The sequence below is a fragment of the Limisphaera sp. VF-2 genome, from assembly GCF_049537125.1.
GTDB lineage: Bacteria > Verrucomicrobiota > Verrucomicrobiia > Limisphaerales > Limisphaeraceae > Limisphaera.
The window spans coordinates 77,735-99,543 of the sequence record NZ_JBMVQY010000005.1 but is presented as its reverse complement, the minus strand read 5'-3'; the positions used below and the strand labels follow the sequence as shown (position 1 = coordinate 99,543).

The 21,809-nt window shown below is 65.2% G+C and carries 14 protein-coding genes; 6 read left to right on the top strand and 8 right to left on the bottom strand.

Features of this window, described 5'->3' with window-relative positions; translation table 11 throughout:
- Nucleotides 1-50: 50 nt before the first annotated feature.
- Entirely contained in the window at nucleotides 51-1,190 is a 1,140-nt protein-coding gene (locus tag ACPDIT_RS14175) for a Gfo/Idh/MocA family protein (RefSeq protein ID WP_423444547.1), read from the bottom strand.
- 49 nt (nucleotides 1,191-1,239) lie between these two features.
- A complete protein-coding gene (locus tag ACPDIT_RS14170; RefSeq protein ID WP_423444621.1) occupies nucleotides 1,240-2,316 on the bottom strand; it encodes an NADH-quinone oxidoreductase subunit D in 1,077 nt (358 codons plus the stop codon).
- An 804-nt stretch (nucleotides 2,317-3,120) separates the two neighbouring features.
- Between ACPDIT_RS14170 and ACPDIT_RS14165 the strand changes: the two genes are divergently transcribed.
- Nucleotides 3,121-5,508 (top strand): FG-GAP repeat domain-containing protein, encoded by a 2,388-nt coding sequence (locus tag ACPDIT_RS14165; RefSeq protein WP_423444546.1) that lies wholly within the window; start codon nucleotides 3,121-3,123, stop codon nucleotides 5,506-5,508.
- A 34-nt stretch (nucleotides 5,509-5,542) separates the two neighbouring features.
- On the opposite strand, the gene ACPDIT_RS14160 is transcribed toward ACPDIT_RS14165, so the two are convergent.
- The 3 genes from ACPDIT_RS14160 to ACPDIT_RS14150 form a co-directional block, all read right to left on the bottom strand.
- The gene (locus ACPDIT_RS14160) at nucleotides 5,543-6,199 is read right to left on the bottom strand and encodes a response regulator (RefSeq protein ID WP_423444544.1); all 657 of its coding nucleotides are present in this window, start codon (nucleotides 6,197-6,199) and stop codon (nucleotides 5,543-5,545) included.
- Between the two features lie 60 nt (nucleotides 6,200-6,259).
- Entirely contained in the window at nucleotides 6,260-9,436 is a 3,177-nt protein-coding gene (locus ACPDIT_RS14155; RefSeq protein ID WP_423444542.1) for an ATP-binding protein, read from the bottom strand.
- A 577-nt stretch (nucleotides 9,437-10,013) separates the two neighbouring features.
- Nucleotides 10,014-10,979, bottom strand: coding sequence for an ArsR/SmtB family transcription factor (locus ACPDIT_RS14150; RefSeq protein WP_423444540.1), 966 nt, complete (start codon nucleotides 10,977-10,979; stop codon nucleotides 10,014-10,016).
- Between the two features lie 154 nt (nucleotides 10,980-11,133).
- Between ACPDIT_RS14150 and metK the strand changes: the two genes are divergently transcribed.
- Both metK and ahcY read left to right on the top strand, forming a co-directional pair.
- Nucleotides 11,134-12,330: a methionine adenosyltransferase gene (gene metK / locus ACPDIT_RS14145; RefSeq protein WP_423444619.1), complete on the top strand. Its 1,197-nt coding sequence runs from the start codon at nucleotides 11,134-11,136 to the stop codon at nucleotides 12,328-12,330.
- Nucleotides 12,331-12,360: 30 nt separating this feature from the next.
- Nucleotides 12,361-13,845 (top strand): adenosylhomocysteinase, encoded by a 1,485-nt coding sequence (gene ahcY / locus ACPDIT_RS14140; RefSeq protein WP_423444538.1) that lies wholly within the window; start codon nucleotides 12,361-12,363, stop codon nucleotides 13,843-13,845.
- A gap of 216 nt (nucleotides 13,846-14,061) precedes the next feature.
- Here the strand turns inward: ahcY and ACPDIT_RS14135 are convergent, their stop codons facing one another.
- The 3 genes from ACPDIT_RS14135 to ACPDIT_RS14125 all read right to left on the bottom strand — a co-directional run bounded on the left by ACPDIT_RS14135 (nucleotide 14,062) and on the right by ACPDIT_RS14125 (nucleotide 18,245).
- Nucleotides 14,062-14,487 (bottom strand): cereblon family protein, encoded by a 426-nt coding sequence (locus ACPDIT_RS14135; RefSeq protein ID WP_423444537.1) that lies wholly within the window; start codon nucleotides 14,485-14,487, stop codon nucleotides 14,062-14,064.
- Nucleotides 14,488-14,664: 177 nt separating this feature from the next.
- A complete protein-coding gene (locus ACPDIT_RS14130; RefSeq protein ID WP_423444535.1) occupies nucleotides 14,665-15,126 on the bottom strand; it encodes an aminoacyl-tRNA deacylase in 462 nt (153 codons plus the stop codon).
- A gap of 308 nt (nucleotides 15,127-15,434) precedes the next feature.
- On the bottom strand, nucleotides 15,435-18,245 hold the full coding sequence (locus ACPDIT_RS14125) for a DUF5703 domain-containing protein (RefSeq protein ID WP_423444533.1): 2,811 nt from the start codon (nucleotides 18,243-18,245) through the stop codon (nucleotides 15,435-15,437).
- Nucleotides 18,246-18,522: 277 nt separating this feature from the next.
- Here ACPDIT_RS14125 and ACPDIT_RS14120 point away from each other — a divergent pair, with 277 nt between their 5' ends.
- From ACPDIT_RS14120 to ACPDIT_RS14110, 3 genes are all read left to right on the top strand, one after another.
- Nucleotides 18,523-19,785: a glycosyltransferase family 4 protein gene (locus ACPDIT_RS14120; protein WP_423444531.1), complete on the top strand. Its 1,263-nt coding sequence runs from the start codon at nucleotides 18,523-18,525 to the stop codon at nucleotides 19,783-19,785.
- 332 nt (nucleotides 19,786-20,117) lie between these two features.
- Nucleotides 20,118-20,972 carry a sigma-70 family RNA polymerase sigma factor gene (locus tag ACPDIT_RS14115; protein ID WP_423444617.1) on the top strand — a complete coding sequence of 285 codons (855 nt, stop codon included), beginning with the start codon at nucleotides 20,118-20,120 and terminating at the stop codon, nucleotides 20,970-20,972.
- 40 nt (nucleotides 20,973-21,012) lie between these two features.
- Nucleotides 21,013-21,543, top strand: coding sequence for an adenine phosphoribosyltransferase (locus ACPDIT_RS14110; RefSeq protein WP_423444529.1), 531 nt, complete (start codon nucleotides 21,013-21,015; stop codon nucleotides 21,541-21,543).
- Nucleotides 21,544-21,809: the final 266 nt, after the last annotated feature.

Below are 21,809 nucleotides of genomic sequence, written 5' to 3'. Positions count from 1 at the left end.
TTTCCTCTGTGGGCTGACGGCAGGAGCTTCAAAAGGTGAGGGCGCAGGGCTCATGGAGCGGCGGCTGGGGTCGGGTGCGCAGCCGGTCCGGTGTGGGCGGGCCGGGGTAGCTCGACCCACTGGCGGGATTCAGCCGATTGCACAACGGCGTCCATGACTTCTTGGACGAGGGCGCCATCGTGGAACGTGACGGCGCAGGGGCGCTGTTGGCGGATGGCGTCCACGAATTCCCAGATCTGATCGTAGCGGAACGTGACCAAGGGGTCGCCCTGGAGAGGATCTCGTGGCGAGCCGGGCCATTTCCAGAACTCCCGGGGTACCTCGAGGGTTTCCAGATGCGAGCCGCCGGGCCGACCCAGGCGGAGGGTATTCCACTGGCGGGTTTCGTAAAGGAAGGTGGCATCGCTGCCGTTGAGCTCGACGGTGTCCGGTGCCCGCCAGCTCTCGTTGTGGCCCGTCGCCAGCTTGCTGCTTTCCCAAACGCCCGTTGCGCCGTTGTCGAAGTCGGCCAGCACCGCGACCCATTCGTCCAACTCGTTGGGTTGACCGCCGCGTTCTTCGTGCCATCGCCGCCAGTGGGCGACCAGGCGACGGATCCGTCCCACGAGGAGATGGGCAAAATCGATCCGGTGACTCAGCATGTCGCCCAGCTCCCCCGTACCGGCCAGGGCCCGGACTTGTCGCCAACCCAGGCCGCGTCGGCCCCAGTCCTGCAATCGGCAGGCGCGAAAATGATACACCGTGCCCAGGTCCCCCCGGCGCACCAGGTGGGCCAGATATCGCATGGCGGGGACGAACCGGTAGGTGAACGCCGTCATGTGCCGCACACCGGCTTTTTCCGCGGCCCGCGCCATCGTCCAAGCCTCCTCTGCATTCATGGCCAGGGGCTTTTCGCAAAGGACGTGTTTGCCATGAGCAACAGCGGCCAGGGCGATGGGGGCATGAGTGACGTTGGGGGTGGCAATGATGACCGCATGGATGTCGTCGCGCTCAATCAACTCGCGGTAGTCGCGGGTCACCTGCGGCGCGCCGGTTTGCTGACGCGCGGCTTCCAGTCGAGCCGGATCCGTGTCGCAAAGCGCCTCCAGGCGCACGTTCGGACACAGGGCCAGTCCGGGCAAATGATTCTGGAGTGCGATGGCACCGCAACCGATCAATGCCACGTTCAAGGGGTCCGGAGTGGTGCTCATGATTGGAAAGAAGCCCTGCCAGGGCGGCAAAGGATTCCGCGGCCCGAGGTCAGCGATCGACTTCGCCCATCACGATGTCGATGCTGCCCAGGATGATGACAACGTCCGCGACCAGGTGACCACGGCACATGTCCTCCAAAACGGTGAGATTGATAAAGCTCGGGGGGCGCACGCGATAGCGATAGGGGTTGGGCCCGCCGTCGCTGATGAGATAGAAGCCCAGCTCTCCCTTGGGCGCCTCGATGCGTGCATAGGCCTCGCCGGGCTTGGGCCGCAGACCGCGGAGTTTGACCTGGGGATTCTGGACCGGCCCCGGCGGCAGGTCCCGCAGGGCCTGCTGCAGGATCCGCACCGACTCGCGCATTTCCAGGACGCGGACCATGTAACGGTCGTACACGTCTCCGTGCTCGCCCAACGGAATGCGGAACTCGAACCGGTCATAGATGCCGTAGCGGTCCACCTTGCGGATATCGTAGGGAACGCCGCTGGCGCGGAGCACGGGCCCCGTGACCCCGGCATTGATGGCCAGTTCAGCGGGCAAAACGCCCACGCCCTGGGTGCGGGCCATGACGATCTCGTTTTCCGTCAGCAGGGCTTCGAATTCATCGAGGAATCGCGGGAAATTGTCCACCACGCGTCGGGCTTGTTCCACCCAGCCGGGCGGCAGATCGCATCGAACGCCCCCGAACCGCATGTAATTGCACATCATGCGGGCTCCGGTGAGGGATTCGAACAGGTCCAGAATCTTTTCGCGTTCTCGGAAGGCGTACATGAGCGGGGTGCCGGTGGCCCCCATGTCCTGGAGCAGAAAGCCCGCCAAACAGGCGTGGTTCTGGAGTCGGGTCAGCTCGGCCAGAATCACGCGGATGTACTCGGCCCGTTCGGGGACGGTGAAGCCGCAGAGCCGCTCCACGGCCAGGGCGTAAGCCCAATTGTTGGTGAGGGAACAAAAGTAATCGAGCCGGTCGGTGTAGGGCATGGAGCCGAGATAACTGATCTGCTCGGCGATTTTTTCGTGGTTCCGATGCAAGTACCCAAAAACGGGCTTGAGTTTGACGACCCGTTCGCCGTCCAGCACCACGTCCATGCGGAAGACGCCGTGCGTGGACGGATGCTGCGGACCCATGGAAACTTCCAGCAGGTCCGCCTCGGTTCCATCCGGGGCCCGGGCCGTGACCCAACGGGCTTGGCGGGCCGGCTCGGTGAAGGTCGAGTCGTGCATGGCCCTAAATCCCCTGCCCTCCCGGGTTTCCGGCCGGCCGCGTCATGCATTGGCGCCCCGAAATGTTTGCCGACAAGCCCGGGATGGTCCGGCTGCCAGGTTCTGCCTCCCGAAACAACATCCCCATGGCAGGCAATCTAGAGAGCGGGACGATCCGTGACAATGCACAACACGGCAATCCTCGAACCGACGGTGGGCGACGAACCGGCCCGGCCCTGGGTCGGGCGCGCACGAGGTTCTTGGCAGCGCCGCGAACGGTCACAAGCCATCGCCAAGCCGGGCGCTCGGAACAGGATGAGGAGCACGGGATGCTGCGGGCCTCAGTCCAACCGGACTCGGGACTTCAGCCGGGCAGCGACGTATTTTTCCGGTGCGAAAAACGATTCGCTGCAGAACCTCCGGTCGGACGCTCATGGGCGCAGGCTGCGCGACGGAGCCCGTCTTTAAGGAGATCCCGCTCAGGCCGCATTGCGCGCACACCCAAGGCCGCGCCCTGCAGCAGGGTCAGATGCCCCTCCCGGATCCGCGAACCCGCCTTCATGGGCAGCGGCCGCCAGCTCGGAGCAGTTCCGACGGGCCGAGGGAGGTTGCGGCGCCCGCAAAAGGTGCGCCCCCGGGTCCGTGCGCGCGATTCGGGACAACCCATGGGCGGCGTCAGAACCCTTCTCCAACTTGCACGTGGCCTCGAAGCCGCTACTTTGCCGCTCCATGACATGGCCATGGCCAGGCGGGTTGACTCCGGTGGATCCGGAGCAATGGACAGGGCAGAATGCGCGACGGGCGTTGTCTGCCTATAGAGGCAGGGCTGCGCTGTCCGGCGCAAGCTGCCTGTGGTTGCTGATCTGGCTGGCGGGCTTGGGAGCATCGCAAGGGGGCTCCTTCGGGTTCACGGGTCCGGAACTCTTCCCGATCGATCCGGCGATTGCGCATCTTCGCGTCGCGGATCTGGATGGAGACGGCCTGAATGACCTGGTGCTGGCCAACAACACGCGGGCCCGCCTGACGATCCTCTACAATCGGACCGGCAAGGATCCGGTCCCTTCGGCAAGCCGGGACCGGCAGCCGGTCGAGCCCAATGAGCTGCCCCCGGACAGCCGGTTCGAAATCGCCTCGCTCGCCGTGGAGAAGCGGATCAGTGCGCTTGAAGTGGCCGATCTCAATCAGGACGGTCGCCCGGACCTGGTGTATTTTGGCGATCCGAAGGAGTTGGTCGTCCAATACAATGAAGGTTCCCGTCAATGGAGCTCGCCCCGGCGTTGGTCGCTGCCGGATGTGCCGTTTTCTCCGAATGTGCTGGCCACGGGCGACCTGAACGGCGATGGGCGCACGGACGCTCTGGTGCTCGGAGAACGTCAGATTCATTGGTTCAAGCAGACGCCGGAGGGCCGGCTGGCCGATCCGGAGCGACTTTCCCTGGGACAGCCCGCGTATGCGCTGCAGCTGTTGGACCTGAATGGTGATCAGCGCCAGGACCTGGTGCTGGTTCATTGGGAAAGCGCAACTCCCATTCGGGTCCGGCTCCAGCAGGCGGAGGGCCATCTGGGTCCGGAACTTAGCTTTCGCTGGCCGCCCTTTCGGGCCTATTGGGCGGACGTGCTCGCTTCCAACGGGCCGGTTCACATCGTGACCATCGGACAGGCCAGCGGGCGTGCCGTTCTGGCGCGATTCGAGGCCCGGCCCGCCGAGCCGCTCGGACCCTTCCGGCAGGGCCAGTTCCATGTGTTGCCCCTGCCGGCGACCGACCGGCCGCGCCGGGGCGTCGCCCAGGCAGATCTCAACGCGGATGGTTGGCCTGATGTGCTGGCGGCCGAGCCCGAAAGCGGTCGGCTGGTGCTCTGGTGGGGAAAGCCGGCAGGGGAGTTCGGCGCCCCCCGCGCTTTCCCCAGCCTGATGGGGATCACCGAGATTGCCGTGGGCGACTGGGACGAAGACGGTCGCCCCGAATGTTTCCTGCTCAGCCCCGATGAAAAGGCCGTGGGGGTCGCCACTGTGGAACCCCGGGGAACCATTCCTTTTCCCGTGCTCCTTCCCGTCGAAGGGCGTCCGCTGGCCATGGCCCTGGGCCGCGCCGTGCCGAATGGCCCGGTCACACTTGCCGTCGTGGTGGACCAGGAGGGGCGCCGGACACTCCGGCTGCTGCGCGCAGGCGCAGACCCCGCGTCCCGACCGCTCTCGGAGAGTTTCAAGGGCCAGCCCACGCGCATGGTTTGGCACGATGCCGATGCAGACGGCAGGGCGGATTTGATGGTGCTGGTTCCGTTTGAGCGGATCCGGGTCCTTCGCCAACTGGAGGATGGTTCGTTCGAGGAACTGGAGGTCTCCCCTCCCGGTGGCGTGCTGGAGAATCCCTGGCTGGCCCAGGCGGATTTGGACGCAGACGGTGCCCCGGAGCTTTTGTTGGCCCAACGGAATCTGATTCGTGTGGTTCGACTCCAGGCCCATCCCGGCGGCGGAACCCCGACAGCCTGGTCGTTTCAGGTAAGGGAACAGATCAATGCAGCCACGCGGGAAGCGCGGCTGACGGCCGCCACCGTGGCGGTCGCCCCGGGCCGGACGCCGGTGTTGTTTCTCCTGGATGCCGAGACGCGCACCCTGCAGGTGTGCCAACGCGATTCCTCCGGCGTGTGGCGGGTCGAACAGAACGTGCCCCTGCCATGGGCCGACTTCTCCAGCCTGCAATTCCGCCCGGGGAACGACCGTCAAGCGCCCTCGCTCTTTTTTCTGGGAGGACAGGCCTTCGCCTGGCTGGACCTGGATGGAACGGTTTTTGACCTCAAAGAGCTGGCCCAGTACGAGACGCCAATCCGCAACGGTTACCTGCGAGATGTCATTTCCGGGGACCTGGACCAGGACGGGCGAAAGGAGCTCGTCTTCTTGGAAACCGCGCGAAACTACGTGGACGTGGTCCGCGTGACTCCCGACGAACGTCTCCTGCCGGGCGACCGATGGCCGGTGTTCGAGCAACGAACCTACCGGAGTCGGTTGACGGAAATGTTCGAACCGCGCGAGGCGGCGGTGGCCGATGTCACCGGCGACGGCCGCAACGACCTCATCTTGATCGTGCACGACCGCGTGTTGGTGTATCCGCAGGAGTGAGTCCGCCTCTTCCGCTCCGGGACGTGGGCGGACTTCAGTCGCCCGGCTCCCCGGGCTTGCGCCACTCGGGATACACTTCCTCCGGCAGCTGTCCCCGTCGGATGAGCTCCTGCAGGTCCCGGATGATCGTGCGTCGCGCCACCTTGAATTCTCGCGCCAGGGCCGAAATGTTGGCTCGCTGCCGCTGCCCTCGCAGCCGCGCCAGGATCTGATTCTGGCGACTCAACCGGTCCGTGGACCGGCTCAGCAACTCCACGGCATCGATGCGCTGGGACCGCTCCAGGGCTTCGAACTGCCGCACCACCTCCTGCGGACCGCACTCTCGGAGCGCCTCTTCAACAGTGCGGCGCAACTGCCGCAGATCCACCGGCTTCGGCAGGCAGTAATGCGCCCGCCGCGGCCCCTGTAGGGCGCGAAGCTGCTCGTGGACCTCCAGGGCGCCCGAGACAATGATGATGGGTACGTGCGGCAGCAGCTCCTTGAACTCGGGCAAAAAATCCAACCCCAGCTCGCCCTTCTCCAAAACGTGGTCGAGGATCAGCACATCCGGCTGGACCCGGGGAAGAGAGGCCAGGGCCTCGGACCCGGTTCGGACACGCACCAGTTGGTAGCCCTCGAGCGTCTCTTCGTAGAGCTCGTACTGATAATCGTCGTCCTCGATCACCAGCACGGTGGGCGCTTTTTGAGCCATGGCCACATTCCAGCTGTTGTGCGGGTTCGCCGCGCCGGCCCCGGGGCCCCGGAAGCCGGTTTACTCCCGAGTCTGTTCGCCGCTCGCCCGCGCGGCCGGCGCACCCGCAACCGTGCTCGCATCGTTGACCCTCTCCCCGGTCTGCGGAGGCTCCGGCGGACGGACAGGTAACAGCAGAGTAAACGTGCTCCCCTGCCCCGGCCTGGATTCCACCGCCAGCCCGCCCCCCAGACGTTTGGCCATTTCGTACACCATGGTCAATCCCAGGCCGGTGCCTCGCCGACTGGAAAGGGCTTTCGTCGTAAAAAACGGCTCGAAAATTCTGGGCAGGTGTTCCGGGGGGATACCGCAACCGAAATCCCGCACGGCCACGTAACCGTACAGGCCGGCCGGAGCCGGTCGCAGCGCCAGCCCCGCGGGCAAATCCTGTCTGCAGCCGGTGCGGACCACCACCGGGGCATTTTCGTCGCTCGCCTCGAGCGCGTTGAACAGAAGGTTCAGCAAAATCTGCTGCACCAGATCCCGGATCATGGGCACGGGCGGCAGATCCGACCCGGCCTCGAACCTGATGCGGGGCGCGTCACGCCAGCGCTCGCCCATCAACGCCAGCGTATCTTGCACCACCTCGTTCAGATCGGCGGGGCTCAGATGTTCTTGCGAACTGCGGCTGAAGCCCAACATCGCCTGCACCACCCGGGTGCCCTGCTCGACCATGGTTTTGATGCGGTCCAATCGCCGCCGCACCTTCACCGGGTCGTCCAGGTGATCTTCGATGATCTGCACGGAACCTTTGATGATGGACAGCAGATTGTTGAAGTCATGGGCCACGCCGGCGGCCAGGGTTCCCAAGGCCTTCATTTTCTGGCTCTGCAGCAGCTCCTGGTAGGCCGCTTCCAACTGCCGGGTCCGCTCGGCCACTTGCCGTTCCACTTCGGCATAACTGCGCCGCAATTGGCGATGCCGGTTCCAGGCGAGCAGGGCAAAAAACGACGCCCCCAGAGCGCCGGCCACGACGCTCACGAGCAAGCGCGGATCCCGGTACCAGGCCAGTTGAATGATGAATTCGCGCTGCGCAGGCGTCGGCTCCACGTTGCCGCTCCGGTCCACGGCGCGGACCTGCAGCAGGTGTCGCCCGGGACGCAGGTCTCCCCACATGAGCACGGTGCTTTCCTGGGGGGCCGACCATTCCCCCGCATCGAGCCGGTAGGAATAGAGAAGCCGCGCCGTCGGCGTGAACTTCCACCGGTCCCGGGCGCGCACCCCGACGGTGAGAGTTGCGCCCTCGGGCAGGCGCAATCCCTCGGGCAGGTTCAGCTCGGTCCGTGGCGGGTCGCGATCCGCCTCCGGATGCCATCGGATCAGGCCCTGGGCCGTGCCGGCCCAGAACCGACCGCGCTGGTCCTCCCAGAAGCAGTACACCGGCCCCGGCGGCAGGCCCTCCTCCGTTCCGTGCGCAATCCATCCCAGGGGACCCCGCCGCAGCAGCCCGTCTTGAGAGCCCAGCCAGAGGGAACCGTCCCGGCTGCACCACACCGCGTGCAAAAGATCGCTGCCGCTCCAGACCAGCGTCCACTCGCGTTCGTCCCAACTCCAAACCTGCTCGGTGGTTACGGCGTAAAGGCGCCCGTCGGGTCCTTCGGTCAGCGCCCCGATCCGGTTCACGTCCATGGTTTCTCCGACGGCGAAGGCCTGTTCACGGCCGTCGCGAATCCGCACCAGCACGCCCTCGCCGGCAAACCATTGGTCGCCGTTCCGTGCCTGCCAGTAAGCTTCCCAATGAGCCGTGGTGGTAGGACAGCTCAGGCCCGGCTCGCCGGCACTCCAGCCCTGGGCAAGCCAGAACCACACTGCCGGCCCTGGGGCGTCCGGGGGCGCCGGGGCGTGGACCCGCACCACCACGGCGCCGTCGGCGCGCACGCCCAGTGCGCGAGCCGGTCCGGGACCTGGCCCCTGCAAAGGTTGCCAGGTTCGGTTCGAGTCTTTCCACAGCCAGAGGCCGTGCCCGGCATCCAGCAGCAAGTCGCGCCCGCCCACTACCCAGAGTCTTGGTCGGGTTGCCGGGTCCCAAGAGGATTCCGCCGGCAACGGGAGGGTTTCCTGCCTGCCTTCCTGCCAGGCATCCACACGATCGGGTCGCAACATCCATAAGGTGCCATCGCCCCGCTCCGCCAGCGCCAAGACGGGATCGCTGTCGTGTCCCCAGGGAGGTCTTCGCCACAAGGGAGGGCTGTATTTCAGCAGACCATCCGAGGTCGCCAGCCAGAAGGTTCCCTCTGCCCCTACTGCCGCATCATAGACCTCGCGCGCAGGGCACGTCTCGTCGCGCTCCCATAAGCCTGTGCTGGCGTCCCGTTGCCACAATCCGGTGGAGGTCGCGGCCCACAGGACGTGGCCCGGGCCATGCCAGGTTCGAAACGTGTCTTCGGGCAGTTCCGGCCCAACCCACCATCGGACGCCATCAAATTCGACCGCCACCAAACGCGCGTCCCGGGACCGGCGAGCCAGCATGACCAAGTGATTGAGCCCATCTTCACTCAGGCCCTGGAATCCACTCAGGCCAAGCTCCACAGGGGCGGGCCAGGTCTGCCATTCGATGTCCGGCCGGGCGTTTCGCGCCGGAACCCGGGCCCGGGCCAGACCTCGATCGGCGCTGATCCACAGACTCCCATCCCGGCTCACCACCAGGTCATAGAGCGGGCCCAGTTTCAAGGCATCACTGGTCACGATCTGTTGAACCTCGATCTCTTCGTCCCGCCCCAATTGAAGAACCAACAACTGCTCGGGCAACAGCACCAGCACCCGCCCCGTGCGCACCGGTCGCAGCGGTGTCTGGGGCCCCACGGGGGTCACGGCGTTGCCCGAAGGCACCGTCGGAGGCGTCACCGGAAGCCAACGCCAATGGCCGCCCTGCCAGACGTATACGCCCCCCAGGCCCGGCGTCCAAAGCTGGCCCGTGTGCCATTCCCACACGCGCAAGCCGGCGCGCGCCGGCAATTCGATCACCGACGCTTGATAGCCGTCCACGCGTGAGACCGCATTGGTCCGACGGTGTCGAACGACCACATTGCCGCGGCTGGAAACCGTAACGGAAGCGCACGGGGCCTCCGCCAGACCATCCATGGCCTTGAAGGAACGCCACCAGGGTGTCGGTTGGGCGCCGGCCGGCCAAATGCTCCCGGCGATCACCAGCGCAGCCAGCCACCCTCCGAGCCGGGCTCGTTGCTTTTGTGCCGACATTGCGTCCCACGGGCACAGTAGGCGGCGCAAACTCCCGGGGCAATCCCCGGGACAGCCCCTGTGCATCCAAACGCACACTACCGCGCCAACCGTTTTGGCCCAAGCTGGTCACAGAGATTATGACCGCACAACCTACGGCTCCGCCTTCTTTGGTTCGGGATCGAGCCCCGCGCCCGGCCAAGGCAATCGGCCCTGCGGCTTTTGCCGCCGCTGCCGCGGGGGATTCCCACTCCCTGACCGACCAGTTTCATCCCATGCCGGATGCTCGGAGCCGCCGGGTCGGCTGCCGCTGGCTCCCCACGGTCCGTTGGCCGGTGCCGGTCCGCATTGCAGGCCGACAAGCACCTCCGCGTCGCGAAGATTGGTCGAGCCGGTGCTAATGTGAACCGGCTGTCGGCCGTGGATCGCAAGCCGGCCTCACACCTCCTGGGCGCGGCGCTTCTGGAGCTTTGCCCTTCAGCCCGCCAGGGACGCTGGCATCGGGCCGCCGTTCGAACGTTCGAAAAACCAACGCTGGGGAAGCCCCTGAGTGCGCCGGCAGCCGAGGCAGCCGGGGCTGGCCCAAGGCCCCCGCCGCTTACGCTGCGCCCGTGGGGCGTTTTCGCCCTGCCACCGGCTTGGTCCCGCCCGCCAGAACCGTCTCGAAATGCGGCGGAGTTTCTTCGCGCGCCACGACGCTGACTTCCACCTCGCGGAAGCCGGTCTCTTCCAGCCAGCGCTGCAGATCGGCTTCGGAAAAGCCGAGCCAACGGTCGCCGTACAACTCCCGCGCCTGCTCAAATTGATGCTGCCGCAAGTCCAGGATCCAAACCTGGCCGCCCGGCTTCAGAATCCGCCACGCGCTGCGCACGGCACGCGGTGGGTCTTCTGCGTGGTGGAGTGCCTGGCTCAGCAGCACCAGGTCCACGCTCGCATCCGCAATCGGAGGGTCCTGCAGATCGCCCAGCCGGAATTCCAGGTTTTTCAGCCCGATGCGACGCGCTCGTGCGGCGCCATAGGCCACGATGCGTTCGGAGTTGTCCACGGCGATCACCTTCCGGCAGCGTCGGGCCAGCAGTTCGCTCACCAGTCCTTCCCCCGAGCCCAGGTCGGCCACCACCAGGGGCGGCAGGATCCGCAGAAGCAACTGACCGAGGGCCTGCCAAGACCGCCCGGGGCCATAGACCCGGTCGAATCGACCCGCCACCTGATTGAAATAGAGCTGCCGTTGATCCTGACGCAGTTGCAGCACCCGCCGAAGATTTACGGCGTCGTGCTCCGCTTCAGGCAATTCGCGGACCCCGGCCAGCGCCGCCTTCACCAGACTGTCCCGATCCGTTCCGGCTCCGTGCACCAACCGGTAGTACGCCCGACGTCCCTCTCGACGGCACCGGACCAACCCGGCCTCCTGCAGCTGCGCCAGGTGCGTGGAAATGCGCGACTGGCCCAGATGGGTGATTTCCTGCAGCTCGTGGACGGAGAGCTCCTCTTTTTCCAGCAGCGCCAACAGCCGCAGACGGGTCGCATCCCCCAACGCCCGCAAAGCCCGCAACGTCTGACTCATGCCTGTGTTGCCCTTGTCGTGTGCGTCTCTCCAAAACCGCGAGCGTCTGCCCCGGCGCCGCAAATTCCGGTTGACGCTGGCCACAAGCGATATATCTTCGCATCCTGATTTGTCAATGGAACAACAGCGCATCGGCAAGGGCAAAACGACCGTCATGAACCCGAGTTTCATCTTCTCCTCGGAATCCGTCGGGGAAGGGCATCCGGACAAGGTTTGCGACACCGTCTCGGACTACGTCCTGGATGCCTGTCTCAGCGTGGATCCCAACAGCCGCGTCGCCTGCGAGTGCTACGCCAAGTCCAATGTCCTCATCGTCGGCGGCGAAATCACCATCCCCAAACTGGGTTCCAAACACCCCAGCGAGGTCATTGATTTTGTCAACATCGCCCGCCAGGCCATCCGCGACATTGGCTACACGCACGACGACGACGTGTTCCATGCCGACCGCGTGTTCGTGCATTTGCTGATCACCGGCCAGTCGCCGGACATCGCCCAGGGCGTGGACGCCCGCAAGGCCAAGGGGAAGAAAACCGCCAAACAGGGCGCGGGCGACCAGGGGATGATGTTCGGCTATGCCTGCGATGAAACGCCGGAACTGATGCCCGCCCCGATCATGTTCGCCCATCGACTCGGCCGCGAGCTGACGCGCATCCGCAAATCCGGCAAAGTGCCCTGGCTGCGTCCGGACGCCAAATCCCAGGTCTCGGTGGCCTACGAGAACGGCCGGCCCGTGGCCATCACCAACGTGGTCATTTCCACGCAGCATACTCCGGACGTGGACCATGATGAGATCGAGGATTTCTGCATCCGGCAGGTCATTCAGAAGGTCCTGCCCCGGAACATGCTCACCTCCAAGACTACGTACCTGATCAATCCCACTGGCCGCTTCGTCGTGGGCGGCCCCCAGGGCGACACCGGCCTGACGGGACGCAAGATCATTGTGGACACCTACGGGGGCATGGGCCGGCACGGCGGCGGCGCCTTTTCCGGAAAAGACCCCACCAAGGTGGACCGGAGCGCGGCCTACATGGCGCGCTGGGTCGCCAAGAACATCGTCGCTGCGGGCCTGGCCAAGCGCTGCGAGATTCAGTTCGCCTACGCCATCGGATACCACCAGCCCGTAAGCGTCAGCGTGGACACCTTTGGCACCGGCACCGTGCCGGACGACCGCATCCTCAAGGCGGTTCAGAAAGTGTTCTGTTTCGAGCCGGCCGAGATCATCCGCCAGCTCGATCTGCGCCGGCCCATCTACAAGAAAACCACCAATTACGGCCACTTCGGCAAGGACGATCCCGATCTTACGTGGGAGCGCACGGACAAGGTGGAAGAACTCAAACGCGCCCTTTCCTGAGCTTCTGGTTGCCAACCAAAACCCATGCCTATGCCCACGACGTTCAAATCCTCGACCACAAAGTCAACCGCCGCCCGTCGGACTGCGAACCGCCGATCCCGGACGCAGGCGACGCCCAATTTCATCGTCAAGGACCTGAGTCTGGCCGATCTCGGACGCAAAGAGATCGAGGTCGCGGAACACGAGATGCCGGGCCTCATGGCCATCCGGACCAAATACGGTCCCCAGAAACCCCTCCAGGGCGTGCGGATCTCGGGGTCCCTTCACATGACCATCGAGACCGCGGTCCTCATCGAAACATTGGTTGAACTGGGAGCCTCGGTGCGCTGGGCCAGCTGCAACATCTTTTCCACGCAGGATCACGCCGCAGCGGCCATCGCCCGCGCCGGCATCAGTGTCTTCGCGTACAAAGGGGAAACGCTCGAGGACTACTGGCAGTTCACGCTCCATGCCCTCACCCACCCCGGCATGAAAGGCCCCCAGCTCGTGGTGGACGACGGAGGCGATGCGACCCTGCTCCTGCACAAAGGGTACGAAATGGAACAGGGCGACGACTGGGTCCACCGGCCGGCCGAGTCCCGGGAGGAACAGGTCATCAAGAACCTGCTCAAGCGTTGTGCCAGGGAACGGCCCGGCTGGTTCACCGAGGTGGTCAAGGAATGGAAGGGCGTGAGCGAAGAAACCACCACCGGGGTGCACCGCCTCTACCAAATGCTCCAGCAGGGCAGGCTGTTGGTCCCGGCCATCAACGTCAACGACTCGGTCACCAAATCAAAGTTCGACAACCTCTATGGGTGTCGGGAGTCACTGGCCGACGGCCTGAAGCGCGCCCTCGGCGTCATGATTGCCGGCAAAACCGCCGTGGTTTGCGGCTATGGCGATGTGGGCAAGGGAAGTGCCCAGAGTCTGCGTGGGTTCGGTGCCCGGGTCATTGTCACCGAGATCGACCCCATCAACGCCCTTCAGGCCGCCATGGAGGGGTACCAGGTCACCACCGTCGAAGACACCCTGGGCGTGGCGGACATCTATGTGACCGCCACGGGCAACTGCGATGTCATCACACTGGAGCACATGTTGCAGATGAAGGACCAGGCCATCGTTTGCAACATCGGCCACTTCGACAACGAGATCCAGGTGGACCGTTTGAATGCCCTGCCGGGGGTCCGCAAGGTCAACATCAAGCCCCAGGTCGACCGCTACGATCTGCCCAATGGCCGGAGCATCTACGTGTTGGCCGAGGGACGCCTCGTCAATCTGGGCTGTGCCGAGGGCCATCCCAGCTTCGTCATGAGCAACAGCTTCACCAATCAGTGCCTGGCCCAGATGGATCTCTGGCAAAACCGGGACACCTACAAGGTGGGGGTCTATCGGCTGCCCAAGAAGCTGGACGAGGAAGTGGCACGGCTCCATCTGGAACGTCTGGGGGTGAAACTCACCCGTTTGACGCCCAAGCAGGCGGCCTACATCGGCGTGCCGATCGACGGCCCGTACAAACCGGAGCACTACCGGTACTGAATTCCATCGGGTCCCGCCGGCGCGGCCGGTGGGTCGGGGCCTCTGCGTCCGCCCGCGAAAGACTTCGGACGCAGGACGAATCCGTCACGGCCGGTCCCTGATAGACCCCGGGCAACAGACAAGCAGGTCAGGTCGCGGTGCTCAAGCCGGCCCGCGCCACCGCGGCTCCCCCGCCACCGGGCCCGTGGATGTCAGCGTCTGCCCGAAGGATGCTCTTCAGTTTCGCCACTGAGCGGCGTTCACAATCCGGGAACGAATCAAACCCGCGAAACGGCCCTCTCCTTCATACCACCAGCCCAGTTGCAGACCGCATCCCCGGCAGAGGCAGTAGCACCAGGCGTACCCGGGAAACCACGTGTGCAACGTCGTGGGGATCCCGGCGGTTCGCCCGCCGGGACAATCGGCAAAAAGCAAAATATGGAATTTGTGGCCCTCCGGATTGCGGAAGACGAATTCGCTTTTGCCTTCGCGGAAGATGCGATCGCGGTCCCGTGCCACTCCCCGCAGACACCGAATGCAATACCAGTCCAGGGACGCATCCGTCTCCGCCGGTTTCTCGGCCGGCACCCCCAGTTCGACCACTTGTGCTGTGCCGCTTGGTCCCATCTGCAAATCTCCCTCGAACGTCCCGGTTTTCTCCACCGGCCGGGATTGTTGGGCAGGCTTGGCCCCAACGGCAAGAGGCGGAAGCACGAGGCGCTGAGGGTTCCGCGCGGGCGACTCGAGCAGCTCTCAGGGCATCGCACTGGAAGGGGTCCCTTTTCAAGCGCCCTGCCTCCCCCGCCTCCGGCGGGTCGCGCAACGGTCCGTGCGCCTGGCTCAGGTGGTGAACATCGCCAATTTCGGTTTCACCAGTCGCTCGAAGTCCGACCACGCCATCTTGATCACCTCGGTGTGCGATCCGGCGTTGAAGGCGATTTCCGGATTCTCCCGAAGCGACTCGGCGGCGTACACCTCCATGCCATACAGGTTGCCGAAGGGCGGCATGGCACCGATCTCGCAATCCGGGAATCGTGCCTGGAAGGCCTCTTCCGAGGCAAACCGGGCCCGTTCGCATCCGGTCAACTCGCGCAAGTCTTGCAACACCACGCGCCGGGTGGCCGGCAACACAGCCATCGCCAGCTCGCCGTCCAGATCCACGATGACCACCTTGGCCATGGCCCGGCCCGGGATGTGGGCCGAAGCTGCCACCTCTTGGGCGGTGTAGGCCGGCGAATGGATGATGCTCACATACTTCACGCCATTGGCGTCGAGGAACTCTTTGAGTTTGCGCACGGGCATAACGGGCTCCTTTCTCTGTCTGGGATTGGGGACTTGTTCGGCTCACCCTCACCCTAGGCCCGATCGGCGGAATTTCAAGATGCAGCCGCGTTGGCCCGATGGGGTCCCGGACCAGCACGCCCCTGCACAGTTCGTCCACGCCCGGAGCATCCTCGAGCCGCGCGGGAGCACCGGGTCTCGGCCTCCTGCATCCCTTCGCAGAATGCAGGAACCGGCATCCGAGGGTTCCCCGAGAAGCGACCGCCAACCTGCAGTGGTCATGACGCCGCCGCTTGCTCTTGAGCTTGAGCGACGGCTCCACCCGGGCTTTATCGTGCTGGTAACAACACCAGGTCTCGTCGGCGCTCCGGCGGTTCGACGACCAGTCGGACCCACCGCCCTTCCTCGAAGCGGCCTTCCACCACGGTGCGTTTCGGGGCATGCAGCCGGAAATCGACGTTCCAGTCGCGGGGCCACGCCGGTAGCAGAAAGATCTGGTCGCTGTCCGTCTGCAGGACCATGCCCTGAAAGGTGCGCATCAGGACCCCGCCGTGACACTGGTCGGGGGTCCAATCAAAGTTGGGTCCCCAGAAGGCCGGAAACCGCTGCCCTGGGTCGTGGCGTCGGGCGCGGTCCACCACCGCCCGGCGAGTCTCATGCACCAGGCCCAGGTAGGCCATGAACAAGTCGTCCTGACGCCACCCCACATGGCCCCGATCCAGCCGGTGCTCCAGGGCCGCAACGGCCATTTCCACGCCGGACCGATTGAAAGCGAACAACCGGAAGGGGAACACCGGGTACAGCTCCGGGTTCTCGATGTTCCGCTTGTCTGCGAAAAAGGCGGCAGGTGCCAGGGCTGGCCGGCCGTCAATCAGGCGCACGGGGACCGGGGGCAGTTTGGCTCGCAGCCGCTGCGCCAGGGCAAGGTCGGCCGCCGGCACCAGATCGGCCGGCAACCGCAGCAACCGTTCCGTGAGTGCGATGCACCCGCCAACCTCGGGTGCAGCGTTCGTGCAATGCCACCAGGTTTCCAGCGCTTGGGAGGGATGGAACACCATCTCGCCCCGGGCATTGGTGGGATAGTGCTCCTCAAAGAACTTCAAAACCTCACGCGTCACCGGCAGGGCACGGCGCTTCAAGAAGTTGCGGTCTTCCGTGTGCTCATAGTAGTCCAGTGCCAGCCAGGCCAGCTCCAGGCCACCCACCCATTCCCATTTGTGCCAGCGACTGCTCTGCAACTTGTCGGTGCGTTCGGCAAACGGGGTCCATCCATAGGACTCACTGAAGATGGCGCCCCAGAACATCATGCACTCCGGATAGAAGGCGCCGCCGTGGCCCAGATACAGTTGCGTCCGATACACACACAGCGGCAACAAGTCGTCCACGTACATGCGGAAGAGCGGCTCCATCAGATCGAAGTCGCCGGCGGCGCACATCGCGTAGTAGGGCAGTCGCGTGTTCTGCCACCAGTAGCCCGGTCCCCAGCGCCGGTAATCCGGGTCCGCCTCGGTGGGCCCGGGTGGCACGGTGAACAGCGACCCGTTGAACTTGATCGGGTAGCGCCCGCGGCCCGCGGCAGCGGTGATGAACCGCTGCAAATGGTACATTTGACTCACCCAGGCCGCCTCGTCCTCGATGGCGGGCCCGTCGGACCGTGCGACCAGTTGCCCGTTGACGTAGAGGCGGCATCCCGAACGTTTGGGATCCGCTACGGCCACGACGTGGGTCCATTGCCCCGCGGGTGCGGCCTCCGCGCTCCGCAAGGTGTGGGACCCGCAAATGAACCGGAGGCTGTTGCCCGGCCAGGTGTCCAGCAAAAAGCCGTCGTCCACCCCGGGTGTCACCTTGTCCACGATGCGTGCCCCACCCGGACCGAACGCCTCCGGCCGAACCCACGCTTCCACGGTCAAGCCCCTGCGAAAATCCCAACTCGTTGAGCTTTCGATGGGGCCGACAACGGGATTGCGCACTTGATGTACCGAAGGAGGCAATCCCTGCGGAAGCTCCTCGGGGGCGGTTCTTGCAAGCTGCACCAGAGCCTCCTCGGACAAGGGTTGGTCCCAGATCGTCAACCGACCGATCCTGCCGGCCCAGCGGTTTCCTCCATCCCGGTCGTGGCCGATCCGTACCGGATGCGCATTGGAAGGCACCAACACGGGCACGGTTGGCGGCGCAGACGTCGCCTGCCAGGCGTGAATCCAACTCCTGTTCCAGAAGGCCGACCACCAGGATTCATGCAGGGCCCGGCGTCGCGCCAATCCGTCCGATTCCGCTTGCCTCAACACCTGCTCCGCGGATGCCAGCCATTCGTCCGGCGTCGCGGGATGCCGGGTCAAGACCACCACCCGAAAATGGTGTCTGCGGGCCGGGCCCGACCGCAGTCGCCGATCATCCAAGCGGTGGGCCGTGTCCGCCGCGACCAGCCCGCCAAAGGTTCGGTGCAGCAACGGGTCCGGCTGCGGATAGTCGGCGAGCCCCTGGATCTCCGCCATGAGCCGCGGTCCAATGGATTTGCCATTGTGATGATACCAGCCGATGCGGTTGTCGAGGCCCGTCACCAGCACATCCGGCTCCAAAACCATGGTCGCTTCTTCACTCTTCGGGCGCGGGTGATTCTTGAAAACGTCGCTGACTTCCACCTGCTGGGAGGGCGTGCGGTTGGTTCGCCACAAGTCCACTTCGGCCGTGACCGTAAACGCGTTCACCCCTTCTGCCACCAGGTGCACCACTGGCAAATGGGCGTCCACCCAAAGCTGGATTCGCATGGTCCCGTTGCTGCCGGTCTCGATTTCCATTGTGGCGGTCTGCAGGTCCAGTTCCTGCCGGTACGGTTCCGCGGCCCGGATGGGGTTGGGATCGAAGACGAAACGGACCTTTCCCACCTTGACGAGTCGTGCATAGTCGTCCCAGGCATCGCCCCGGGCCAGGTAACAATGGAGTTGCCCATCCGGCGTCATCCATGCGTTGACGCCGACACTCCCATTGCCCAGGGGCATGGACCCGTGATGGTTGGTGCTGGGACTTTCCCAGACCACGTCGTACCGGTCCGACGGGCTCGCAGGATGGCCCGCCCCTGACACCGGGCTCGACAACCATGCGCACAGCACCAGGCCGCCCCAGATTTTGCATGCAGCCGCCATCGCCCGGGCGCACCGGGAGGGTCCGTGCACCCACCCCGGCCGGCCCTTCACGGGCCGCTCCCTCGCATCCCCAGACGGCCGCCGAAGCCATGTGCCTTTCGTCATGCCCCGAATGGTCTGCGAACTCTGGCAGCTCGCAAGCAGGAACGGCCCGGACACACCGCGGCGCTTGAGAGCGTGGCCCGCGGTGCACGGGCTCTTGTGCTGAACGGCCGCCAGTGACTCGGTCGCAAGCTTGCTCCTCACTGCTCTTCTTGCCTACGTTGGCCGTCCTTGAATGGACCATCGACGCAAGGTGTTGCTTTCCGCGTACGCCTGCGAGCCGGGCCGGGGGTCGGAACCGGAGGTGGGTTGGCGGTGGGCGGTGGAGCTGGCGCGTCACCACGATGTCACCGTGCTCACGCGCGCGAACAATCAACCCGCCCTGGAAGCTGCCGTGGCCTTGCTCCCCGAGCCACGCCCGCGATTTCTTTATTACGATCCGCCCGGGCCGTGGCTGCGCTGGAAAGCCCGTGGCCTGCCGGTGAGTCTGTTCTACGCCCGATGGCAGTGGGGAGCACGCAAGTGGGTGCAGCCGCGGCTCAAAGAGTTCGACCTGGTTCACCACGTTACTTTCAATTCCTTTCGGCAACCGGGCTATTGGTGGCAAGCGGATCCTCCCGCGGTGTTGGGGCCGCTGGGCGGCGGCCAGATTTGTCCCTGGCCGTTTCTTTGGCACTTCGGGCGGCGACTCGTCCCTGAACTGGCGCGCTCGCTCACGGTGCTGATGGCGCCTGCGCTGCCCCATCTCCATTTGAGCTTTCGCGCCGCGGCTGTCATTCTGGTCGCAAATCGAGAGACCGCCGAAAAAATTCCCGCCGTCCACCGTGCCAAGGTCCGCATGATGCTGGAAACGGGCGTCGCTCCCGAGCAGGTTCTCGCGCCGCGTCCCCTGACGACCTCCCCCACGGTCCGCGTGCTCTGGCTGAGTCGGATGGAAAAAATCAAGGCCGGAACGCTGGCCGTCACTGCGTTTGCGCGGGCACAAAAGGTCGAGCCCACCCTTCGGTTGAGCATGGCCGGCGACGGTCCGGATGCCGGCGCGATCAAAGCCACGGCCGCCCGCCTCGGCGTGGCCAGTCTCATCCAATGGTACGGCCGCGTGGACCGTCAACAGGTTCCCGACCTTCTACGCGCTCACGACGTGTTCCTCTTCACCAGCCTGCGTGACACTTCCGGCAACGCGTTGCTGGAGGCGATGGCGGCGAGCCTGCCGGCCGTCACCCTCCTCCATCACGGGCAGGCTGAAATCGCCACCGACGCCACCGCCATCCGGATCCCTCCAACTCGCCCGGACGAAACCGCATCTGCCCTGGCGGAGGCGTTGGTGCGACTTGCCCGGGATCCGCAACTGCGCCGGCGCCTGGGGGAAGCCGCCCGTCAGAGGGTGTTGGATCACTACCTCTGGCCCCGCAAAGCCGAGCAAATGAACGCAATCTACCAGGAGGTCTGGGACCGCAACCAGGCGCGGGCCCGCGCTTCCGAGGCGCCGGCGGTCTGACTCCCGCTGGCCGGCCTCTCGCAGACCGGCCCCTCGCCGAGGCAATTCGATTCTGCTTGCGCCTCTTCCCGGCTACTTTCCATGCTGACGCCGAGCCTATGGGCGCTCAAAGACGCTCCCGCAAAACACAAAATGGATCCAAGGCGGCCCGGTCTTCCAAAAGCGTCCGCTCCCCGCGTGCCGCCCGGTCGCGTGCTGCAACCTCCGAACCTGCCCGGGCTCCACAAACCCCTCCGCCGTCGACCCCGGCGGTACAGGAATCTGGCACTTCGCCTCCGCCCCCCGCTTCCGCAGACGAGGTGCTCGTAGAACGTGAGACGGCATCGGAGGTCCTGGAGGCTGAGCAGGAGCGGGACGATCATGAGACCGAGACGGCCTTCCGCCTCTACCTGCGCGAGATCGGTCAGGTCAAACTGCTCACGCCGCAGGAGGAGATCGAACTGGCCGCCCGCATCAAGGCCGGCGACAAAAAGGCCCGCGAGCAGATGATCAAGGCCAACCTCCGGCTCGTGGTAAAAATCGCCCGCGATTACGAAGGCCTGGGACTGCCGCTGTTGGATCTGATCAGCGAGGGCAACATCGGCCTCATGAAGGCCGTGGAGCGATTCGATCCGAAGAAGGGGGGAAAACTCTCCACGTACGCCGCCTGGTGGATCAAACAGGCCATCAAACGGGCCCTGGCCAATCAGGCCAAGACCATCCGTCTGCCCGTGCACCTGGTGGACAAAATCGCTCGCATGCGCCGGGTGGCCATGGAATTGCAGGAAGAACTGGGCCGCGAACCCACTGATGAAGAACTGGCTGCCGAGTTGGGCACCACGCCCGCCCGCGTGGCGCAAATGCGCACTGCCGCCATCCGACCCGCTTCCCTGGACGCCCCCCTGTCCGAAGAGGAGGACTCCAACAGCTTCGGGGAGATCGTCCAGGACGAATCCGCCCACACACCCTACGAGGAACTGGAGGAAAAAACCGTCACGGCGATGCTGCGCGAGCTGCTGCAGCGCCTGGATGCCCGCGAAGCCGCCATCCTCAACCGCCGGTTCGGCCTGGACGGGAATCCTCCCCAGACGTTGGAGGAAGTCGGGGCCCAGTTCGGCGTCACCCGCGAACGCGTCCGACAGATCCAGAACATTGCCCTGCGCAAACTGCGCCGCATGATCGAAAAGCTGGAAAAGGTGAAGGACTGACCCTGCGGAACGACTGACCCCGCCCCTTCCTGCTTCAGCCATGGCCACGGTCACACCCGCCGACATTCAACGCGCCATTCGGAACATCCCGGATTTTCCCCAGCCGGGCATCCAGTTCAAAGACATCACCCCGGTCCTGGCAGACCCCGAATTGTTTGCAGGAAGCATCGAGCTTCTGACCGCGGGCTTTCAGCCGGGGCAGGTGGACGCGGTTGTGGGCATCGATGCGCGCGGGTTCATCTTCGCCGCAGCGGCGGCTTACCGCCTGCGGGCGGGCTTCGTCCCGGTGCGCAAAAAGGGCAAGCTCCCCTACCTGACGCACGAGCAAACCTACAACCTCGAGTACGGCACCAACACCATTGCCATCCACGTGGACGCCATCCGACCGGGCGCACGCGTGCTCTTGATGGACGATCTGCTGGCCACGGGAGGAACGGCCGCGGCTGCCGCGGAACTGGTCAAAAAAGTCGGAGGCCAGATCCTGGAGATCTCCTTCCTTATCGAGCTCACGTTCCTGAACGGCCGCAGCCGCCTGGAAGGCTACCCCGTGCGCTCCGTGGTCGTCTATTGACCCCGCACTGCGCTGGTTGTCCATGCACGGCGGTTGCGCACCAGCGGGCGCGCCTCGTTCTGCCGCGGCGGATCCCGGACCTGCCGCGGTCGATCAGGGCCCGCATCGTTGAGTCCGGAACCTGTCTGTTTCCGACTCCCGGCCCCCTCTCCGTGTCCTTACCAGCGCGGCTTCCAACGCTCTTCGATGCCCTGCCCGACGGTCGTGCATGGGCGGGGTTGCACGACTGCTCGCCGGCATGCATCCAAGCGTGCCGACGTGACCCG